Origin of the sequence: Luteibacter sp. (genome assembly GCF_009912395.1) — a bacterium.
In the GTDB taxonomy this organism is placed as follows: Bacteria; Pseudomonadota; Gammaproteobacteria; order Xanthomonadales; family Rhodanobacteraceae; genus Luteibacter.
This window is the reverse complement of sequence record NZ_WNDO01000002.1, coordinates 249,168-266,613: the sequence shown is the minus strand read 5'-3', so window position 1 is coordinate 266,613 and position 17,446 is coordinate 249,168. Positions and strand designations below refer to the sequence as shown.

At 65.5% G+C, this 17,446-nt stretch carries 17 protein-coding genes; 5 read left to right on the top strand and 12 right to left on the bottom strand.

Features of this window, described 5'->3' with window-relative positions; all coding sequences use genetic code 11:
• Positions 1–38 precede the first annotated feature (38 nt).
• The 10 genes from GAK28_RS03740 to GAK28_RS03695 all read right to left on the bottom strand — a co-directional run bounded on the left by GAK28_RS03740 (position 39) and on the right by GAK28_RS03695 (position 9,889).
• A complete protein-coding gene (locus tag GAK28_RS03740; protein ID WP_291775232.1) occupies positions 39–530 on the bottom strand; it encodes a hypothetical protein in 492 nt (163 codons plus the stop codon).
• Positions 531–632: 102 nt separating this feature from the next.
• On the bottom strand, positions 633–1,259 hold the full coding sequence (locus GAK28_RS03735; RefSeq protein WP_291775230.1) for a hypothetical protein: 627 nt from the start codon (positions 1,257–1,259) through the stop codon (positions 633–635).
• 11 nt (positions 1,260–1,270) lie between these two features.
• A complete protein-coding gene (locus GAK28_RS03730; protein WP_291775229.1) occupies positions 1,271–2,977 on the bottom strand; it encodes a putative porin in 1,707 nt (568 codons plus the stop codon).
• 41 nt (positions 2,978–3,018) lie between these two features.
• A complete protein-coding gene (locus tag GAK28_RS03725; protein WP_291775227.1) occupies positions 3,019–3,699 on the bottom strand; it encodes a ferric siderophore transporter TonB in 681 nt (226 codons plus the stop codon).
• Positions 3,700–3,703: 4 nt separating this feature from the next.
• Positions 3,704–4,111, bottom strand: a complete 408-nt coding sequence (locus GAK28_RS03720; protein WP_291775225.1) for a biopolymer transporter ExbD — start codon at positions 4,109–4,111, stop codon at positions 3,704–3,706.
• A gap of 10 nt (positions 4,112–4,121) precedes the next feature.
• Positions 4,122–5,897 carry a MotA/TolQ/ExbB proton channel family protein gene (locus GAK28_RS03715; protein WP_291775224.1) on the bottom strand — a complete coding sequence of 592 codons (1,776 nt, stop codon included), beginning with the start codon at positions 5,895–5,897 and terminating at the stop codon, positions 4,122–4,124.
• Between the two features lie 37 nt (positions 5,898–5,934).
• The gene (locus GAK28_RS03710) at positions 5,935–7,545 is read right to left on the bottom strand and encodes a ShlB/FhaC/HecB family hemolysin secretion/activation protein (protein ID WP_291775223.1); all 1,611 of its coding nucleotides are present in this window, start codon (positions 7,543–7,545) and stop codon (positions 5,935–5,937) included.
• A 136-nt stretch (positions 7,546–7,681) separates the two neighbouring features.
• Positions 7,682–8,656 (bottom strand): DUF4880 domain-containing protein, encoded by a 975-nt coding sequence (locus tag GAK28_RS03705; RefSeq protein ID WP_291775221.1) that lies wholly within the window; start codon positions 8,654–8,656, stop codon positions 7,682–7,684.
• Positions 8,653–9,189 (bottom strand): RNA polymerase sigma factor, encoded by a 537-nt coding sequence (locus GAK28_RS03700; protein ID WP_291775219.1) that lies wholly within the window; start codon positions 9,187–9,189, stop codon positions 8,653–8,655. Before GAK28_RS03700 ends, GAK28_RS03705 begins: the two co-directional genes overlap by 4 nt.
• Position 9,190: 1 nt before the next feature.
• Positions 9,191–9,889, bottom strand: coding sequence for an STN domain-containing protein (locus GAK28_RS03695; protein ID WP_291775218.1), 699 nt, complete (start codon positions 9,887–9,889; stop codon positions 9,191–9,193).
• A gap of 180 nt (positions 9,890–10,069) precedes the next feature.
• Between GAK28_RS03695 and GAK28_RS03690 the strand changes: the two genes are divergently transcribed.
• Positions 10,070–10,423, top strand: coding sequence for a hypothetical protein (locus GAK28_RS03690; RefSeq protein ID WP_291775216.1), 354 nt, complete (start codon positions 10,070–10,072; stop codon positions 10,421–10,423).
• Positions 10,424–10,428: 5 nt separating this feature from the next.
• On the opposite strand, the gene gspD is transcribed toward GAK28_RS03690, so the two are convergent.
• A complete protein-coding gene (gene gspD, locus GAK28_RS03685; RefSeq protein WP_291775215.1) occupies positions 10,429–12,807 on the bottom strand; it encodes a type II secretion system secretin GspD in 2,379 nt (792 codons plus the stop codon).
• Between the two features lie 177 nt (positions 12,808–12,984).
• Positions 12,985–14,406, bottom strand: a complete 1,422-nt coding sequence (gndA, locus tag GAK28_RS03680; protein WP_291775213.1) for an NADP-dependent phosphogluconate dehydrogenase — start codon at positions 14,404–14,406, stop codon at positions 12,985–12,987.
• 146 nt (positions 14,407–14,552) lie between these two features.
• Here gndA and GAK28_RS03675 point away from each other — a divergent pair, with 146 nt between their 5' ends.
• The 4 genes from GAK28_RS03675 to ykgO all read left to right on the top strand — a co-directional run bounded on the left by GAK28_RS03675 (position 14,553) and on the right by ykgO (position 17,355).
• Complete coding sequence (locus GAK28_RS03675) at positions 14,553–15,272, top strand: CoA transferase subunit A (RefSeq protein WP_291775211.1); 720 nt, start codon at positions 14,553–14,555, stop codon at positions 15,270–15,272.
• Positions 15,273–15,285: 13 nt separating this feature from the next.
• Entirely contained in the window at positions 15,286–15,921 is a 636-nt protein-coding gene (locus GAK28_RS03670; protein WP_291775210.1) for a CoA transferase subunit B, read from the top strand.
• Between the two features lie 305 nt (positions 15,922–16,226).
• Positions 16,227–17,141, top strand: coding sequence for a LysR family transcriptional regulator (locus tag GAK28_RS03665; RefSeq protein ID WP_291775208.1), 915 nt, complete (start codon positions 16,227–16,229; stop codon positions 17,139–17,141).
• Positions 17,142–17,229: 88 nt separating this feature from the next.
• Positions 17,230–17,355, top strand: coding sequence for a type B 50S ribosomal protein L36 (gene ykgO / locus GAK28_RS03660; protein WP_029213509.1), 126 nt, complete (start codon positions 17,230–17,232; stop codon positions 17,353–17,355).
• The last annotated feature ends 91 nt before the right edge of the window (positions 17,356–17,446 follow it).

Here is a 17,446-nt window from a genome sequence, read left to right as displayed (position 1 = left end):
ATGCGGCGACGCGAGGCCGCCCTGTCGTGTGGCGCCGGTCACGGCGAGCTTCCGCCCGCGAAGTCACCGGTCATCGACGCCACCTCGTCGTTCAATTCGGGAAGCGCGGCAAGCTCTCTCAGCTCGTCCGCGCTCAGTTCGCGCAGCACATTGCGAATCGCCAGCCGGCGCCCGTCATGCAGCCACGCGTTGAGCACACTGGCGATGGCCCGGATCGTGGGCATCGCCGTATCGTCCAACTGGGGTTTACGGTGACGCAGTCGGTCGGACACCGCATAGCGCACCCTGGCCCCCAGGAAAGCGGACGATTCGCCCAGGAGCTTCTCCAGCGCGGCGCTGGAGCAACGGTCCATGAGCAGGTCCGCCTGCTTGCCCTGGCGTGCCGCATAGAGCTGGCGAAGCATTTCCGACAGCGCATGCAGGCAACTCATGCCACCCATCCGTACATCGACCTCGGCGCGGGCCCGCGAGTGTCGCGGCCGCTGCGCGCGGTATTCGGGCGTACAGGCGATGTCATGGTCCGGATACATGGTTTGCCTCGCTACACCACGCCGACGGAAGGGGACGTCCCTGTCCATTGCGGTTTCCTTTACATTCCATTGCGCCCAACCACTGGGCTGAAGGGTCCTGGTTCATGGGGAGGCGGAAGCCTGCCCCGCACGCGGATCGAAACGCTGCTCGTAGAGCCGGTCGCCGAAGGACTGCGCGGCGTTTTCCAGCTTCACCCGAGCCTTGGCGGCGAACGGCTGGCGAGAAGCCAACACGTCGCTCGCGTCCAGGTTTTCGTAGGCCGAGATCACCTCCTGGCCCACGCGGTACATCTGCACGTTGCGCGCGGTGCAGGCATCGACCTGCCCGTGCGCCGTATCCAGTTCCTTGGCCAGGCGCACGCGTTCGGTCTCCGCCGTGCGCAGCGCCATTGCGGACGACTCCGCGTCCGCCTTCCCTTTTTGTAGACCGGCCTCCGCCGCCTCCCTGCGTTGACGCTCCTCGGCGAGCACCCTGCTCGCCTCCGGCGACATACCTGTCGACTTTTTGACCCCCGCGCGGGCTGTCTCGGCATCCTGCTTCGCGGCATCGCGTTCCTTCTCGAGCGCGGCCTTCTCGGCCGCCCACTGCGATTGTTCGGCCTGCAACGACTGCAGCTGCGAGCGCGTCTCGCGCAGCTGGTCTCGCAAGCGGCTTTCCAGGCTCGCGGTCTGGGCGAACGCGCCCGGTACGATCGACAGCAGCGCGAGGGCGATGAGCGTGCGTTTCATGCGAATCCTCCTCAGAACCGTGCGTTCATTTCGAGCTGGAACACGTCGATCGCCAGCGGCGCGCCGAAGACCTGGCGTGCGTTGAGGTAGCGCGTGGTCAACCATGCGAACTTCGACAGGCCGTAGCTACCGCTCAGGACGAAGCCCTTGGCATTGGTACCGCCCAGGCGGAAGTCGGGATCGTTGAGGCCGTCGACCGTCGCATCCGGTTGCAGGTACTTGTAGGCCACGCTCGCGTTCCAGTCGCCGGCAGCGTCCGGGTTCGGATTGCCGAGCGTCGCGCGCAGCATCCAGCCGACCGGGCCGCTCTTGTAGTTGTCGGCCGTGAAATCGCCCGCGCCGAAGTTGTTCACCAGGCGCGAGAGACCCACGTTCGGGGCGAAGGCGTCTTTACGGTGATAGGCCATGTTGCGGATGTAGTCGCCTTCCAGGCGCAGCGGCGTATCGGCCACCTTCAGGTCGAGCTGGGTCGTGGCGTTGGCGACGTGATAGTCGTACACGAGCCCGACGAACTGCGGCTGCGCGTAGTTGGTCGGATTGTTCGGATCCGGGATGATGTCGCGGATCAGGAACAGCGAGTTGCCCTTCTGCATGAAGGTCGGACGGCTGGCGTCCGTGCTGCAGTAGTTCACGCCGAGGTACAGTGCGCACGGCGACGAAAGCTGGCCGCGCAGCTTGTCGAAACGATAATAGGCCAGCGCCAGCTTCCACTCCGCATCTTCGCTGAACTTCCAGGACGCACCGATCTGCGCCGCGGTGAGCCACTTGTCGCGGCTGGCGTTCTTGACTGCCGCCGACGACGGGAAGTCGTCGCCCTGGTAGTCGATGGGGAACATGCCCGCCGTGGCGAAACCACGGAAGCCGTCGGCGATCGGCAGGTCGAACTTGCCGGCGACGCCGTCGAAGTTCAGGTGGTCCGCGAAGACGAGGTTCGTGCTCATGAAGGGATTAGGCATGCGGCCGCCGATCACCTTCGCCCAGTCGGTCGGCTGCCATGCCATCCAGACCTGGTCGAGCCAGATGTTCTTCTTGGTCAGGCCGCCACCCAGGGTCTGCGTGGTCGACACCGGATCGTTGATGTTGCCCGTGCCCAGGCGGATGCCCGCCGTCACGTTCTCACCGAGGTTCAGCAGCATGCCGAAGCGCGCGCTGATACGCAGGGAATTGGTACGGTTTTCACGCGTATTCAACAGCGGCGGCGCATTGACGCCGTTCAGATCGTACGGACCGGTACGGTTGAGCGAGGCGAAGTCCACCACGGGGAACGCGTTGCCCTTGTCGTAGTAATGGAATTCGTCGCGTACGCGTAGGTCGCCCGTCCAGGTGACGCGGTCGAGCCATTCGGGCAGCTTGCCCGGCTCAGCCCAATGCTCGTTCTTGGCCTGTGCCACGACTTCCTGGCGCAGTTCGTCCTTGATCTGGTTGCGCACCACCTCGGGCACGTAGGTGACACGCACCTGGCCCGGCGTAGCAGGCACCGCGTTGGCGGTACCGGCGAGCTTCTGTGCCTGGGTGGCGTCCGCGTTGGCCTGGGCGATGAGGCCATCGGCATCGGCCTGGGTCAGCACGCCCCGCTTCACCAGCAGGCGCACGAGGTTGATGGTGGCGTTTTCCGACGGAGCGCTCTGTGCGTGCGTCGTGCCGGCGCACAGGGCCAGGCCGATGGCCAGGGCCATGATGGCTCGCGCGGGACGTTGGCGGGCCTTTCCGATGGTCATGCGAACTCTCCGGGTATACGAATGATTTGGCGTGGCGGTCGTCATGCGGGGCGCTTCCCGCGGATGGCGACGCGCAGGGGGAAGCGCAGCGAGGACGGAGGCGCGACGTCGATGCGTGGCATCGACCGCAGAGTGTCCAGCAGCGCTTCGTCGGTTCGTGTGTTGCCGCTGGTGCCGACCAGTTCGGCGCGGGTCAGCTTGCCGTCGGCGTCCAGCCAGATGTCGGCGCGTACTTCGAAGACGAGCCGATTGACCCGCTCGTCGCGCTGGATGGCCTGCTGGATCGCGTAGCCCAGGTACTGGTCGTAGCTACCGGTGCCGGTACCGGTGCCACCACCGGAGCCGACCATGCCGCCGCCCGAGCCAGCGCCGATGTTGAAGGCGTCGCTGCCCGCCTGCGCATCGCCGTTGATCGTCACCTGCTTGGCGACGTCGTTGCTCGGCTTCGGTGCGTCGACCGGCTTTTGCGGGACTTCCGTCGGCTTTTCGTCGACGGGTTTGGGCTCATCCGTCTTCTTTGGCTCCGGCGGCTTTTCCTTGGGTGGCGGCGGAGGCGGAGGAAGCGGCGTGATCGTCGCCACCCGGGGTGCCTCGCGACGCACGCCCACGCGGTTGCCGGAGAAGTGCCATACCAGCGCACCCACCAGCAACAGCGCGACGATGCCGATCGCCGGACCGAGCCAACGACGGGGCGAACCGCGACGGGAATCGTTCTGGCTCACGCGCTCATCCCTTCGCCGGCTTGCCGGTGACCAGGCCGACTTGCGGCAGGTCGACGCGGCGCAACAGGTCGAGGATGTCCATCACCTTCTGGTACTGGACCGTCGAATCGCCCTTCACCACCACGGGGAAATCCGGGTTCAGCGCCTTCAGGGCGCGAAGACGGTCTTCCAGTTCCGTCAGCGTGACGGGATAGGCATCGAGGAAGATCTGCCCGGAGTCGGAGATGGTGATCGCCTTGGTCTGCGGCTTGGCCATGCTCACCGCCGCGCTGGCCTTGGGCAGGTTGACCTTGATGCCCTGCACCGACGCGGTGGTCATGATGATGAAGATCACGAGCAGCACATACGCCAGGTCGAGCATCGGCGTGATGTTGATGTCGTCGTACGGCTTGTCGTCGTCTTGAGCGCGCATCGTCCTGGCCTCAGGCCGCCACGGCGGACGGTTGGATGGTGCGCTGCTGCTCGGCCAGGCGGGTCACGAACTCGTCCACGAACACCTGCATGTTCGCGGTGACGTTCTTGTTCCGGATGAGCAGGTAGTTGTAGCCGAACAGCGCGGGGATCGCGACGAACAGGCCGGCCACCGTGGCGAGCAGCGCCGCGGCGATACCCGGAGCGATGGCGTTGACGTTCAGGTCGCCCGCGGCGGCGATGGCCGCGAAGGTGATCATCACGCCGACGACGGTACCGAGCAGACCCAGGAACGGACCGCCCGAGATCGCGATGGTGAGCATCACCATCGACTTGGCCAGGCGCTGGTTCTCGCGGAACAGGGTGGCGTCCATGGTGGCGCGGATGGCTTCGATGGATTCCGGCGCGATATGGTCGTGACCGTCGTCGTCCCGGCGGCTCCACACTTCACCCGCGCCCACCTTGTACAGGCGATACAGCGAAGCGTCCTGGAGGCGCGAGGCGGTCGGATCGCGCGACAGCGCAAGAATGTTGCGACCTTGCTGGCGGAACGCATCCAGGAAGTCGTCGTTGGCGCGGGTCACGCGATTGACGTAGGCGGCGCGCTGCCACATCACGACCCAGGAGATGGCGGCCATCACGAGCAGGATGGCGATGACCACCCAGGCGTCGACGGTCACGGACTTCACGATGACACCGAAGTAGCCGAAGCCGACGCCCGCCTGCTTTTCGTCGGCACCATAGACCAGCAGCCGTGACTCCGCGCCCTGCGTCTGCGCATCGAGCGCGATCAGCGCGGCGGGCCGGGCGACACGCGAAAGGCGCACTTCGTCCATCTGCCCCACGAAGGGCACGAAGGTCTCGGCCTGGCCAGCGGCATCGCCACCGAGCGTGGCCTGGCTGGTCAGCGCGGGAAGCTTCGCATCGAGCGTCGCATACGGGCGTCCGTCGATGTACAACTGGACCTTGCCGTCGGCGGCCGTCACCGCCAGGTGCGTCCAGGCACCAGCCTTCACCGGCTCACCGGCAGCGCTGGTGGCGTCATCGACCTGCACGAACGGCACGCCGTTGTCGAAACCGACCAGCAGCTTGTGCTCCGCCTGACGGCGGGCGTAGACGATGGCGCGGCCTGCCGGCAGCGCGTCGAGCTTGAGCCAGGTGCTGAAGGAGAAGGCGCCACCTTCGGCGACGTTCATCGAGACGCTGCCCGGCAGGTTGACCACCTTGCTGCCGTCGAAGCGGGCCGACTTGCCGATCACGCCATCGACCGTGACGATGTCGTTACCGACGGCGTTGTTGCCATAGGCGGTAGCATCGCGCGGCGGCGTACCGGCGGCATCCTCGAAGTGGTACACGGCGGCATAGTCGGCGTCGTACACCGCGGCGCCCTTGTCACCGCCCTGCGCTTTCTGGTTGCCGTAGTACATCCAGATCTGCTGCTGCGCGTCGGCGCCCAGCTGCGGCACGTCGACCCAGATCAGGGCGACACCCAGCACCGGATCGAAGCTTTCGATCTGGTAGTTGAGCGGGGTCTTGTCGTCGGCCGCGACGAAGCGCACGTCGGCGCCCGTCTCCGACACGCCGTCAAAGGTGAAGTTGCCCGAGTGCAGGCGAACCAGTACCGGCGTGCGTCCCGGCGCGGCCGTGACGGCGGCACCCTTCGCCGTGGTGTCGAGGGTGATGGCCTTGCGGAAGGAGAAGTCCTGGTTCCACCACGAGGCGTCGGCGTGCGCCATCGGCACGAGGCCGAGGAACAGCAAGCAGGTCAGGAACAAAAATCGATTCACGGTGATACCCCTGGATGTCTGTGGTCCGACCTGCCGGTCAGAGGTCTGCCTTGAGAGAGAAATGAATGCGTGTGTCGTGCGCGCGAGTGGCCTGGCTGCTCTGGAACGGATAGGCCACTTCGATCGCGCCGGTGGCGATGTTGAAGATCTGGAAGCGCGTGCCAATGCCCGCGCTGGAAAGGTCGTAGCTGGTCTTGCGCACGCTGCCGGCGGACGGGTTCTTGGGGTCGACGAGGGCCGGCAACGCGTTCATCAGCACCAGGTGCGCGCCGTCCAGGAAGGCATGGAAGCGCCAGTCGTTGACCCACTGCCCGATGTGCGAGGCGATGGATGGCGTACGCAGTTCGAGCGAACCAATGACGCCGTGGTCGGCGGTCTGCTCCGCTTCGAGATAGCCGCGCACCGTACTCTCGCCACCGGCCGCGAACTGCTCGCTGGAGACCAGCGACGACGTGGACACTTGCAGCGCCAGACGGCCGGCAAGGCTGAAGCCGTCGGCGAACGTGCGCACGTGCCCGCCTTCGGCTTTCACGTACAGGAAGTTCGCATTGGCCCGGTAGCGCTGATTGTCGAAGGCCTGGGCATCGCTGCCACCAGCCCGGAAACCCGCCGTGGCGCCCAGCGAGATCGTGCTGCTCGCTTTCTCGCCGATGGACTGCCCCTGATAGGTGACCGACAGCGGGATATAGGTCACCGGTGCCTTCGACGTCTCCGCACCGAAGGTGATGTTCTGGTCGAAGTGTTTGCGGGTGATCGCGAAGGCGAGCGACTGCGAATATTCGCCGTGGCTCGGCAGCGTGCGCAGGAAAGTGAAGCCATAGGCATTGCCCTTGCCGAGCACCGTGCTCCCGCCGACCGCGTTGGCATTGCTGTTGGACTTGTAGCCCGATGTCAGCACGCTCCAGTCCGCGTTCAACGGCACCAGGTACGAGCCCGCCCAGACTTCGGCCGCATTGCGATCCTGCGGCGCCACGATGTAGGTCAGCGACGCGGCGTGTCCCTTCTGGAACAGGTTGTCGTCGCGCACGCTGGCGATGGTGCGCAGCTCGGGCGTGTTGACGCTATGGTCGTTGTTCACTTCGAGGCTGGCGTGCAGCGGCAAGGTATCGTTGACCTTGAGCGTCACGTCCATCGTCTGTGGCAGCTTGCCCGGGGTGAGCACGGGCACGACCTGGCTACCGCCCTTGCGGTTAACGTCCGTGAGCTCCTTCTGCGCTTGGGTGAAGTTCGGCACCTCGCCTTCCTTGAGCGCCGGCACGGCGTCGCGGATGTCCTTGGGCGAGCGATAGGTGGCGCCTTCCACGCGAACACGGCCGATCGCGTTCTCCGTCACCTGGAAGCGGATCACGCCGCCTTTCACCTGCTGCTGGGGAATATCCACCACGACGGACTGGAATCCATGGGCCTGGTAGACCTTCTGCAACGCGTCGCGCGCGGCGCCCACGTCGTTCATGGACTTGCCGGGGCCGAGGAAGGGATAGACGGCCGTCTCGATGTCGAGCGGCTGCAGCGTGGTGTTACCGTCGACGACGTATTCGTTCACGTCGAAGGACGTCGGCGCTTCCTGGGCGGACACATCGGCCCATAGGGCGAAGGCGATGGCCAGCGCGAGAGCGCGCGCGCTCCGCGAGGTCGTGACACGCATCATGCGCTCACCCGTACTGCACGTGTAGCCACTTGAGAACTTCCCCTGTCGATCCGTTTGCCCACAAGACGCCTGGGCCCGGGTGGCACTGAACCGCTGTCACGAAAAATTCATCGTTCCGACGGTTCCTATCGTGCGGTCAGCTCAGCAGCACCCAGTCACCGGGCAGGTGTGTCACGTGCGCGCCATACGCGTCGTGGATCAGCGTGGCGACATCGGCCATCTGGTCCAGCGTGAAACGCGCATGCACGCGTCGTTCGCCCAGGGCGCGATCGGTGATGACGATGCGACCCGGCCTGTATCGATTGATATCGGCGACGACCTCGGCCAGGGCCTGGTTGTCGTAGATCAGCACGCGTTCGCGCCAGGCGAACGCGGTGTCGGGATTCACCGCGACGGCGGGCGCCACGCCATCGCCTTCCAGGGCGACCTGCTGGGAGGGTTTCACCAGTGTCTTGCCCACGCCGCGTTGCACGACGGTCTGGCCGTCGAGGCAGGTGACGGACGAGACGCCGTCGACACAGCGCACGGCGAACGACGCGCCGGGCGCCGACAGCACGCGCGCGTCTTCGAGTTCGACCAGGAAAGGATCCAGGCGCGCGGGATCGATGCGTACCACCGCCTCGCCCTCGCGCAGGCGCATGCCCGTGACATGACCGGAGGCGGAACGCAGGCCGATATCGGTATCGGTATTGAGTTCCACGGCCACGCCGTGGCTGACCTGCACCCGCTTCTGCTCGCCCACCGCGGTGCGCAGGCTGGGGCCCCGGTCGGCAAGGCCGACGCCGAGGCCGTAGCGTGCGAAGACCACGGCGGCGACCGATGCCGTCACCGCGCTGGCGATGAACATGCGACGTCCCATGCGTACGCCATGCCGGGGCGCGGGACGATCACCCCGGGCGCGGGCGTCACGCCGATGCTCGATGGCCGGACGGAGGTCGTCCCACATGCGTCGCGTCCGGGCGAAGGCTTCCGCATGAAGCGGGCTGGCGTCGCACCAGCGCCGGAACGCTTCGCCATCCTCGCGGATGGCGATACCTGAGGTGAGGCGCACGAGCCATGCCCGGGCCTGCCGTTCGCTCTCGTGGATGCTCGTCGTGTCCATATCGGTCATGACGATTCTCCTGCGCCCGGACCGAACCGCTGAACGGACTTACGTCCCACTTTTTCGGCACAGATATCGAGCGCCTTCTTCAACTCCTTGCCGACCATGCGTACGGAGATGCCAAAACGGGCCGCGATCTCGGCTTGCGGCTGCTCGTCGATACGGGCCGCGATGAGGATGTCGCGCTGGCGACGGGTCAACGCTTCAAGCGCATCGCCAAGCGCCGCGAGGTCCTGGCGCGAGGCCAGCACGGTTGGCGGGTCGAGATGGTCGTCCGCCGAATGCAGCAGGTCGTCGATCTCTTCCCCGGTAAGCAGGCGGCCGTTCGACCGATGATGGTCGACAGCCATGTTCAGTGCCATCCGGAACAGATAGCCCGTGGGATGCGCGGCGCGTTCTTCGGTCGGATCCAGTTTCTCGACGCGCAGGTAGGTCTCCTGCATCACGTCGTCGACCAGATCGTCCGACCGCAGGCGCCGACGCAGCCGGCGCCGGAAGTCGTCGTAGTTGTCGAGGAACAGTCCGAGCAGCGAGGTCTCCACGTTACGCGTCCTCGCCGCAGGAGGCCGTCATGCTGGACGACGGCGTGAGCAAAACTGTCACAGGGCTGAAACGACTTGTCATCGACGGCACGTGGAGCCCGTCGAGCGCCTGGACGACACGACGATCGCGCATATCGTCACCGGAGGATCCCAGCGGGGACACTCTCCGGACGCTTCCGCCGTCGTCCATCCAGACCTGCATCGCCAGGCGATAGGTACCCGGACGGGTCAGTACGTCAGCGCAAAGCGCGCGCTCGATCGCATGCTGGAGCGTGGCGGCCCGACGATCGTCGAGCACCGGACGCGATGCATCGACGGGCGCTGGAGGTGGCACGCTTTCGCGCTCCTCGCGGGATGTCGATCGGGCAGTGACGGTGAACGCGCTCATCGAGGCGAAATGCGCTTCGAGCGCCGTGTCCAGGAGCAGGATGCGCAAGGCATCGCGTGGCTCGACCATGCCGTGGACACCGTGGGTGGAGAGCGACGCGACCAGGTCGTCATCGAAAAGCACAGCGATGCCCGTCGCCTCGCTGAAGGCGCGGAGTGCCTTCGCCAGCGGCTGTGCGTCGATATCGAAGCGCGTTGGCGCATGCGTTTCATCCGACCCCTGTGGCTTCGTCGTTGCCCACTCCTGCGCCACGCACGGATGCGCGGCGGTGAGGAACAGGCACGCGACAAGCGCGATGACGCTGCGTGCCACGATGATTCCTCGTGCAGAGACTTACGGGACTCGTTCGGCCGGAAGGCTAGGCGCGCCAAATGACACAACGGCGCATGTTTCGTGACAGAAATGACTACGGGAACATGACAGCTCGACTGTCACTTCCACATGTCATGGGGCGCGCCATAATCGGCACATCGAGCCGTCAGGGAAACGACTATGCGTATTCGGCAAGTGTGGTGGGGTGCACTCGTGGTCGTCGCGTTTGCGGCTCACGGACAGCAGGTGGTCGAGCTACCCGGGGTGCGGGCTTCGGCCACGCCGGAAGGATGCGTGGCGTCTGCCGAGGCCGGTGGAGCGACGTTGTCTTACGCCTGCCTCACCCGAATGGTCACAGCGGACCAGACACCCAAGGCACCCGATCTATCGGGTGCCGATGTAGCCAGGCGCCCCAGCAACACGTTGGGGCTCTACAACGCCAGCGGCCTGCAAAACCGCATGGGTCCCAACCTGGGCGTATCCGCCCAGCCCTACCGACCGAAGCTGGTTTACCCGAACCCGCTCGGTCGGTAGCCCCCTCAGTGCATGGGGGCGGTGACGGTCGGCTGACCGCTGCCCAGCCTGGCCGGTACGGGCGTGGTCGTCGCCTGGCCCTTGTACGGACGCAGCGATTCGAACTTCTGCTGGTACTCGTCAGTGACCTGCTTGGCCTCTTCACCGCTGGTGATGACGCGCGGCGTGATGAGCACGATCAGCTCGGTACGATTGCGGCTGCGCGCCGTCGTGCCGAACAGGCGACCAAAGACCGGAATGCGGTTGAGACCGGGAATGCCGGTATCGGAAGTGCCTTCGTCCTGCTTGATGAGGCCGCCCAGCAGCACGGTCTGGCCGCTCTGCACCGCCACCTGCGTGGCCACCTCGCGCTGCTGGATCGGGAAGTTGCCCGTGGTGGCATCCTTGGGGCCCGGCGTGCTGACCACCTGGTTGACGTTCATGTAGACAAGACCGCCCGGATTCACGCGCGGACGCACGTTGAGGATCACGCCCGTGTCCTTGTACTCCACCTGGCCATAGGTGTTGTCGGTATTGGAGTTGGTGTTGACGAAGGTCTGCGTGATCGGAATCTGATCGCCGATCTGGATGTGCGCCTTCTGGTTGTTCAACACCACCAGCGACGGCGCCGAGAGCGTCTTGGTGTTGCCACTGGTTTCCATCGCCCTCAGGGCGACGGCGACGTTATGGTTGACGAACGAGTAATAGAACGAATCGCCCGCGCCCGCCGCGCTATCCGGCGTATAGGTGAGGCCGCCGTTGCCCAGGGCGATCTGTCGCTGGCTGGCCTGGCCCGGCTTGGACGCGGTACCACCCGCCAAGCCTTCGAGGTACCACTGCACGCCGAAGCGGAAGTTGCCGGTGAGTGCGACCTCGAGGATGCGCGTTTCGATCTGCACCTGCATCGGCGCGGTATCGAGGCGCTTGATGGCCTGCTCGATCTCGTTCCACTGCGATGGACGGCAACGCACCATCAACTGGTTGCTGCCATCGACGGCGGTGATGCGGATACCGTCTTCCGTGGTGATCGGGCCGGTGCGCTGGCGACGGTTCGAATCGAGCTCGTCGAAGCCGCTGCCGGCGAAACCGCCGCCACCGCCGAAGGAGGAGCCGCTACCGTTCGACGAGCTGCCATAGCTGCCGTTGCTGGAGTTGCCGAACGAACCCGACCCTAATGACGAACCGGAGGACGAGCCGAACGACGAACCGGACGAGCTATTGCCGAAGGCACCGGTATTGCTACCCAGGCCGGAACCGCCGCGATTACCCAGATCGCTGTCGCCGCCCTGCGTACCCGACGCAAGCCCCGGCCCGACGCGACCGCCACGGTCACTGGAACCGCCGCCACCCGAACCACCGCCATAGATGGCGCCCAGGCTGTCAGTCACATCGGCGGCCGCGACGTTGCGCAGGTCGTACACGTAAAGCTGCGGCTCGTTACCACCACCGCTGTCGATGCGGTCGATCCAGCCCTTCACCTCGTCGAGGTACTCGGACTGGGGGCTGATCACCACCAGCGAGTTGGTGCGCTCGATCGGGATGAAACGCAGCAGCCCCGCCATGGGCGTGTTGCCCTTGTCACCGAACAGCTTGTCGAGCGTCGGCGTAAGGTCCTTGACCTCCGCGCGCTTGAGGCTGAACACCCCCACCGACATGCCCTTGAGCCAGTCGACGTCGAAGGTCTTGATGGTGCGGTCGTAGTTGTCCAGTTCGCTAGTCGTGCCAGCCATCACCAGCACGTTGCGGGTGGAGTCGGCGAGCAGCGTCGCGTCCGCCCTGGCGAACGGCTTGATGAGCTTCTGCATCTCGGTGGCCGAGATGTAGTGCAGCGGATACAGGCGGGCCTGGAGGCCGCCCACCGGCGCGGTGGCGCCGATGCTGGGCACGACGTTGCCCGGCACCGCGTCCTTCGCCGGCATGACGACATAGCGTCCGTCCGTGCGGACCAGCGCGTTGCTCGTCCACGACAGCAAGGTCTCGAGGATCGGCAGGGCCTGGTCCTCGGTGACGGGCTGCGAGGTGGAGAACGAGACGTTGCCCTGCACGCCCGGCACGATCGAGTAGTTCTCGTGCAGCAGGTCGCCAAGGATGGCCTTGACCACCGACTCCACCGGCTGGTTCTCGAAATTGAAGGTTACCGTGCCGGCCCCCTGTGCCGCCGGCTTGGGCTGCGCCAGGCCCACCGGCTTGACGAATTCGCCCGTGCCGTTGGAAATCTGGGGCTGGACCACACCGGAGACGGTCGGATTGGTGTTGGGCATGATGCGCGACTTGGGCACCGCTTTCTCGGTACCCGCCATGGCCTCACGCTGCAGCGCGCCATCGTCACTTGGCTGCGGCAGCGTCGAGCATCCGGCAAGCGCCACCGCCAGCGCCGTGGCGCCAATCAGCGAACTTCTGAGCATGGAACAACGTTCTCCCTCGTTGACGCGGCCCCGTCGCCGCTCCTTTCGGCGAAAGGCCGAATTCCCCAACTCTATAGGGAGGTTTGCTACCAGCGCTAGCACCATGCTGCGCAAGCGCGACGCAATTCCGCCCAAACGTGCTCCCAGGCGGCGCGCGGCACGCGCCGCCCGGAGGATTCACGCCTGGGGATCGGACCATTCCAGGTGGAAACTGCCCTTCTCGTCCACCCGCTCGAAGGTGTGGGCACCGAAGAAGTCACGCTGCGCCTGGATGAGATTCGCAGGCAAGACCGCCGCGCGGTAGCTGTCGTAATACGCAATAGCGGCGGAAAACCCCGGCACCGGCACCCCGGCCTTCACGGCGGCGGCCACCACCTCGCGCAACGCCGACTGGTACTCCAAAGCGATATCGCGGAAATACGGGTCCAGCAGCAAGTTCTTGAGCGCACCCTCGCGGCCATAGGCGTCGGTGATCTTCTGCAGGAAACGCGCCCGGATGATGCAACCCGCGCGGAAGATCTTCGCGATGGCACCGTAGTCGAGATGCCAGTCGTTTTCGTCCGAGGCCGCCCGCAACTGCGCAAAACCTTGCGCATAGGAAATGATCTTGCTCATGTAGAGCGCACGGCGCACGGCCTCGACGAAGGCCTTGCGATCGCCCTCGAAGGCCGCCTCCTTCGGCCCCGAAAGCACCTTGGCCGCCGCCACGCGCTCGTCCTTCATCGAAGAAAGCACGCGCGCGAACACCGATTCGGTAATAAGGGTGAGCGGCACGCCCAGGTCCAGGGCGCTCTGACTGGTCCACTTGCCCGTGCCCTTCTGCGCCGCCCGGTCGAGGATCATGTCCACCATGGCCTTGCCGGTGCGGTCGTCCTTGCGCGTGAAGATCTTCGCGGTGATCTCGATCAGGAAACTGTCCAGCTCACCTTCGTTCCAGTCGCGATACACCGCCGCCAGGTCGTCGTTGGACAACCCCGCCACATGCTTGAGCACGGCATAGCTCTCGGCGATGAGCTGCATGTCGCCGTACTCGATGCCGTTGTGCACCATTTTCACGTAGTGACCCGCCCCATCCGGGCCGATCCAGGTGACGCAGGGTTCGCCGTCAGGCGCCCGTGCCGCGATCTCGGTGAGGATCGGCGCGACCAGGTCGTAGGCATCGCGCGGGCCACCCGGCATGATCGAGGGCCCCTTGAGCGCGCCCTCCTCGCCACCCGACACGCCGGTGCCAATGAAGTGGAAGCCGTCCTTCGCCAGCTCCTCACCGCGACGGATCGTGTCCTTGTAGAAGGTGTTGCCGCCGTCGATCAGGATGTCGCCCTTGTCCAGCAACGGGCGCAATTCGTCGATGACCGCATCGGTGCCCTTGCCGGCCTGCACCATGAGCAGGATGCGTCGCGGTTTCTCCAGCGAATCCACGAACTCCATCAGGCTGGACGTCGGCACGAGCTTGCGACCTTCGCTCAAGGCCATCACCTCGTCCGTCTTCGCCTGGGTGCGGTTGTAGATGGACACCGCATGGCCGCGGCTCTCGATGTTCCAGGCCAGGTTGCGGCCCATCACGGCCATGCCGACCACGCCGATCTTCTGCTTGCCCACGTCGCTACCTCCGGGTTTTCAGGAAGAAATGGATGCCAACCATCATCCGACCATGCACCAGCAGACCGCCACGGAATGTGACGACGGTCGGCTATGATGGCCGGCGAACCGGCGGCCGGACCGCCCGGATTGGACTGGAAGAACGCATGAACCAGGTGAAGTCGCACAAGCGCGACAAGCGTGTCGCCTCCGCCCAGGAGGCACTGGCGGGCCTCGTGGCCGATGGACAGACGATCGCCGTGGGTGGCTTCGGCCTCTGTGGTATCCCCGAACTGCTGATCGAGGCGCTGCGCGACTCCGGCGTGAAGGGCCTCACCGCCGTGTCCAACAACGCCGGCATCGACGGCGTGGGACTGGGCCTGCTGCTGGAAACCCGCCAGATCCGCAAGATGGTCTCGTCGTACGTCGGCGAAAACAAGGAATTCGAACGCCAGTTCCTAGCCGGCGAACTCGAGGTCGAGTTCACGCCGCAGGGCACCCTCGCCGAGAAGCTGCACGCCGGCGGCGCCGGTATCCCCGCGTTCTTCACCCGAACGGGCTATGGCACCCAGGTAGCCGAAGGCAAGGAAACCCGCGAGTTCGACGGCGGCATGTACGTGATGGAGCGCTCCATCGTCGCCGACGTGGCACTGGTGAAGGCGTGGAAGGCCGACCCCTCGGGCAACCTCGTGTTCCGCAAGACCGCGCGCAACTTCAACCCCATGGTCGCCACCGCCGGCAAGGTCTGCGTGGCCGAGGTCGAGATCATGGTCGAGGTGGGCGAACTGGACCCGGACCAGATCCACACCCCGGGCATCTACGTCGACCGCATCGTGCACAACCCCGCGCCGTCCAAGCGCATCGAACAGCGCACCGTGCGCGCCTGAAGGAGAGACCACCATGGCTTGGAACCGTGAACAGATGGCGCAGCGCGCCGCCCTGGAACTCTCCGACGGCGATTACGTGAACCTTGGCATCGGCCTGCCCACGCTGGTCGCCAACCACCTGCCGGACGGTGTCGACGTGTGGCTGCAGTCCGAAAACGGCTTGCTCGGCATCGGCCCCTTCCCGACGGAAGACGAAGTCGACGCCGACCTGATCAACGCCGGCAAGCAGACCGTCACCGCCCGCCCCGGCGCCTCCTACTTCTCCAGTGCCGACTCCTTCGCGATGATCCGTGGCGGCCACGTCGATATTTCGATCCTGGGTGCCATGCAGGTCACCCACGAAGGCGACATCGCCAACTGGATGGTGCCCGGCAAGATGGTCAAGGGCATGGGTGGCGCGATGGACCTCGTGGCCGGCGTGAAGCGCGTGGTCGTGGTGATGGAACACACCGCGAAGGACGGCTCGCCGAAGATCCTGCGCGAATGCTCCCTGCCCCTCACCGGCAAGGGCGTGGTCGATCGCATCATCACCGACCTGGCGGTGTTCGACGTCACCCCGAACGGCCTCGAACTGATCGAACTGGCCCCCGACGTGGACGAAAACCACGTGCGCGCCAGCACCGAGTGCGATTTCACCATCAAGCTCTGACACGTATCGCGCGCAAGCCCGCTCCTGTAGGAGCGCGCTTGCGCGCGATGGCCTTTCGCGACAAGGCAACAAAAAAGGCTCCGGTCAATCGACCGGGGCCCGGAAAGGAAGTCGCCCTGCGGGAGATGCCTCGGCATGGGCCTCGGGGGGGGAGGTAGGCCAGATGCCGGATGTTAGCGTCGCCGCAGGGCGAGGGACCTACCGACCCAGGGGGAGGGGTTGGTGGTAGGTCGAGGTGAATCATAGATTTCCTAGGAAATGTTCGCCAATATATCTTTCAGCGACCACTTATACGAAATTCGACTATGTTCGACCTGCGCCAACTGCGCTACTTCGTGGAAGTGGCGGAAACCCTGAGCTTTACCCAGGCAGCCCAGCGCCTGCATATCTCACAATCGCCGCTTTCCCAGCAAATTCTGGCCCTCGAGGCCGACCTCGGCGTGCGCCTGCTCGACCGCAATCGCCGCCGCGTGGCCCTTACCGAGCCCGGGCGCCTGTTCCTCATGGAGGCCAAGGCCATCCTGGCGCGGGCCGAGACGGCGCGCACCGTGGTCACCGAAGCGGCGGCCGGGTTCACCGGCCAGCTCAAGCTGGCCTATGCGACCTCGGTATCTTTCCATCCGGCGCTGCCGGAAACCTTGCTGCGCTTCACGCAAACCGCACCCGGCGTGAGCCTGCACCTGGGCGAGATGCCCACCAAGGCTCAGTACGACGCCATCCTCAGCGGCCAGATCGACCTGGGCCTGCTGCGCGCCCATCCCGAGGGCATCGCCAACGCCCGGCAGCTCAACGTCGAGGTGATCGACCACGAGCCCCTGGTGGTCGCCCTGCCCGCGCGCCACCGCCTGTCGGGGCGCGAATCGCTACACATGGAGGAACTGGCGGCAGAGCGTTTCGTCGCCCCGCCACGCAGCCAGGCTGCCACGCTGATCGATCGCCTGACCCTGCTCGCCGACAAGGCCCGCTTCCGTCCCAATGTCCGCCAGGAGGCCCAGCAGATTCCGTCGCTGCTTCCCCTGGTGGCGGCTGGCCTGGGCATCGCCCTGGTACCCGCGTCCCTGCGCGCCGTGAGACTGGAAGGCATCACCTTCGCCGGCCTGGACGACCCGGAGGCCTACCTGTTGCTCGCGGTCGCCAGTCGCGTGGACAATACGTCCCCCGTGCTGGAAAGCTTCCTGCGCACGGTGCGCGAAGCGCGGAGCGCTCTCGGCACCTCATGAAAGACGAATCAATCCCGGGGGTTGCGTGATCCTCCACGGATCGCTACAATTTCGTTTTTCCTTGTCTGCAATATCTCAGGAGCTGGCCGTGAAGGTGCTTTCCTCTTTGAAGTCCGCGAAGTCGCGTCACCGTGACTGCAAAGTCGTGCGCCGTCGCGGCAAAGTGTTCGTGATCTGCAAGAGCAACCCGCGTTTCAAGGCTCGTCAGCGCTAATTTCAGCTGCGATGGGTTGATAAGAAAGGCCGCGAAAGCGGCCTTTTTTTATGCCCGCTGTTGTAGGAGCGCGCTTGCGCGCGATCAAGGT

Coding starts and splice junctions, on each gene's coding strand:
- GAK28_RS03670 (WP_291775210.1), top strand. CDS start 15,286: ATGGCTTGGAACCGTGAACAGATGGCGCAGCGCGCCGCCCTGGAACTC.
- GAK28_RS03735 (WP_291775230.1), bottom strand. CDS start 1,259: ATGAAACGCACGCTCATCGCCCTCGCGCTGCTGTCGATCGTACCGGGC.
- GAK28_RS03675 (WP_291775211.1), top strand. CDS start 14,553: ATGAACCAGGTGAAGTCGCACAAGCGCGACAAGCGTGTCGCCTCCGCC.
- GAK28_RS03690 (WP_291775216.1), top strand. CDS start 10,070: ATGCGTATTCGGCAAGTGTGGTGGGGTGCACTCGTGGTCGTCGCGTTT.
- GAK28_RS03665 (WP_291775208.1), top strand. CDS start 16,227: ATGTTCGACCTGCGCCAACTGCGCTACTTCGTGGAAGTGGCGGAAACC.
- GAK28_RS03710 (WP_291775223.1), bottom strand. CDS start 7,545: ATGATGCGTGTCACGACCTCGCGGAGCGCGCGCGCTCTCGCGCTGGCC.
- GAK28_RS03720 (WP_291775225.1), bottom strand. CDS start 4,111: ATGCGCGCTCAAGACGACGACAAGCCGTACGACGACATCAACATCACG.
- GAK28_RS03730 (WP_291775229.1), bottom strand. CDS start 2,977: ATGACCATCGGAAAGGCCCGCCAACGTCCCGCGCGAGCCATCATGGCC.
- GAK28_RS03705 (WP_291775221.1), bottom strand. CDS start 8,656: ATGACCGATATGGACACGACGAGCATCCACGAGAGCGAACGGCAGGCC.
- GAK28_RS03740 (WP_291775232.1), bottom strand. CDS start 530: ATGTATCCGGACCATGACATCGCCTGTACGCCCGAATACCGCGCGCAG.
- gspD (WP_291775215.1), bottom strand. CDS start 12,807: ATGCTCAGAAGTTCGCTGATTGGCGCCACGGCGCTGGCGGTGGCGCTT.